Source organism: Mycobacterium sp. IDUB_37 (genome assembly GCF_055419245.1).
The window spans coordinates 1-2,719 of the sequence record NZ_JBVAXG010000023.1 but is presented as its reverse complement, the minus strand read 5'-3'; the positions used below and the strand labels follow the sequence as shown (position 1 = coordinate 2,719).

At 68.0% G+C, this 2,719-nt stretch carries 1 protein-coding gene; it reads left to right on the top strand.

What is annotated here, in order from left to right:
• The coding region (locus ACZY1I_RS32095; RefSeq protein ID WP_463761685.1) for a non-ribosomal peptide synthetase at positions 1–2,719 on the top strand (2,719 nt) is incomplete at both ends.

Sequence of the window (2,719 nt, the reverse complement as noted above, 5' to 3'; positions counted from 1 at the left end):
ATGTGCCGTTCGAGCTGTTGGTGGAGCGGTTGAATCCGGCCCGGAGTCTGACCCATCACCCGCTGATCCAGGTGATGCTGGCCTGGCAGAACTTCACTGGTCAGGACCAGAACCCCGCTTCCGGGCCCACCTTCGGCGATCTACAGGTCACACCACTGCCGGTGGAAACCCACACCGCCCGAATGGATCTGATGTTGACCCTCGGCGAAGGGTGGACCGAGGACGGAGAGCCCGCCGGGATCGGCGGCGCGGTGGAGTACCGCACCGACGTGTTCGACGAGGACAGCATCCACAAGCTGATCAACCGGTTAGGCCGGGTGCTGGCGGCGCTCACCGACGACCCCACCCGTGCGCTCTCAACCCTCGATCTGCTCGCTGACGGCGAGCATGCCCGCCTCGACGAGATCGGCAACCGGGCGGCGCTGACCCGGCTTGCGCCCCCCGGGGTGTCGGTTCCGGCGTCCTTCGCCGCGCAGGTGGCGCGCACCCCAGCGGCGGCGGCGCTGACCTTCGAAGGCCACTCGATGACCTACCGGGACCTCGATGAGGCCACCAACCGGCTGGCGAATCTGTTGGCCGACCAGGGTGTAGGCCCGGGACAGATTGTGGCGCTGCTGTTTTCGCGTTCGGCGCAGGCGGTCGTGGCGATGTTGGCGGTGCTGAAGACCGGGGCGGCCTATCTGCCCATCGACCCGGCGTTGCCGGCGGCGCGGATCGAGTTCATGGTTGCCGACGCCGGGCCGATCGCCGCAATCACCACCACCGGACTTGCCCACCGCCTCGATGGGTGCCAGCTGCCGGTCATCGACGTCGAAGACGCCAGCATCCAAGACCATCCGTGCACGGGTCTGCCGGCACCGGCACCCGAGGATCTCGCGTACCTCATCTACACCTCGGGTACCACCGGTGTCCCCAAGGGCGTGGCCATCACCCACCGCAACGTCACCGGGCTGATCGAGTCATTGGATTCGGGTTTGGCGGCGCCGGGGCGGGTGTGGTCGCAGTGGCACTCCTACAGCTTCGACATCTCCGGTTTCGAAATTTTCGGTGCGCTGCTGCGCGGCGCGCGGCTGGTGGTGGTGCCCGAGTCGGTGGCGGGTTCATCGGAAGACCTTCATGCTCTGCTGGTCTCCGAGAAGGTCAATGTCTTGAGTCAGACCCCATCGGCGGCGGGGATGATGTCGCCCGCCGGCCTGGAATCGGTCGACCTGCTGGTGGGCGGAGAGGCCTGCCCGGCCGAGTTGGTGGATCGCTGGGCACCCGGCCGATTGATGATCAATCAATACGGGCCGACCGAGACGACGATGTGGGTGGCGTTCAGTGCGCCCTTATCAGGGTCTGATGGTCGCGACCCGCTGCGCCCGGCTGCGCCGGGCTTGCGATCGCGACGGGGGCCAGCGGGGACATCGGGCGCGCCGCCGATCGGTGCGCCGGTGGCAGAGGCGGCGTTGTTCGTGCTCGATCAGTGGATGCGTCCGGTGCCGGCCGGCGTAGTCGGCGAACTGTACGTGGCCGGCGCCGCTGTGGGCGTTGGGTATTGGTTGCGGTCCGCTCTGACCGCAACACGATTTGTGCCTTGCCCATTCGGGAGGCCGGGACACCGGATGTACCGCACCGGAGACCTGGTCTATTGGGGTAGCGACGGGCAGCTGCAGTACCTGGGCCGCGCCGACGAGCAGGTCAAGATCCGCGGATACCGCGTCGAGCTGGGTGAGTTGCGCGCGGCACTGGCCGGGTTGGCCGGGGTGGAGCAGGCGGTGGTGGTCGCCCGCGAGGACCGTCCCGGCGACAAGCGTCTGGTGGGCTACATCACCGGAACAGCGGACCCGGCCGAGGCGCGTCGCGCGCTGGCCGAGCTGTTACCGGCCTACACGATCCCGGCCGCGGTGGTGGTTTTGGACGCCCTGCCGCTGACGGTCAACGGCAAACTCGACAAACGCGCCCTGCCGGCACCGGAGTACTCCGATGGGGATCGCTATCGGGCCCCGGGCACCTTCACCGAGGAGATCCTGGCCGGCATCTACAGCCGGGTGCTCGGTGTCGTGCGCGTCGGCGTCGACGACTCGTTCTTCGATCTGGGTGGCGATTCACTGCTGGCGATGCGCCTGGTCGCCGCGATCAACAAGAGCCTGGACGCCGGCCTTGCGGTGCGCGCCTTGTTCGAGGCGCCGACGGTTGCCCAGTTGGCGCCCCGCATCGGCGGGGACGCCGGGCGGCTTGCGCCGTTGGTCGCCGGCGAGCGGCCCGCGGTGCTGCCGTTGTCGTTTGCCCAGCAGCGGTTGTGGTTCCTCGACCAGTTGCACGGGCCCTCGCCGATCTACAACATGGCGGCGGGTATGCGGTTGGGCGGGCGCATCGATACCGATGCGTTCGGTGCGGCGCTGGCCGACGTGGTTGTCCGCCATGAGAGTCTGCGCACGCTGTTCGCCGTGGTCGACGGGATTCCCCGGCAGGTGGTGGCGCCGCCCGAGCGGGCCGACTTCGGTTGGCAGATCGTCGATGCGGCCGGCTGGTCGGCGAGCCAACTGGGTGAGGCCGTCAACGCGGCAGCCACCTACACGTTCGACCTCGCGACCGAGATCCCGTTCCGGGCAAAGCTTTTCCGGATCAGCGGCGATGAACACGTACTGGTGATCGTGGTGCACCATATTGCCGCTGACGGTTGGTCGATCACGCCGTTGGTGCGTGATCTGGGGGTGGCTTATGCCAGTCGGTGTGT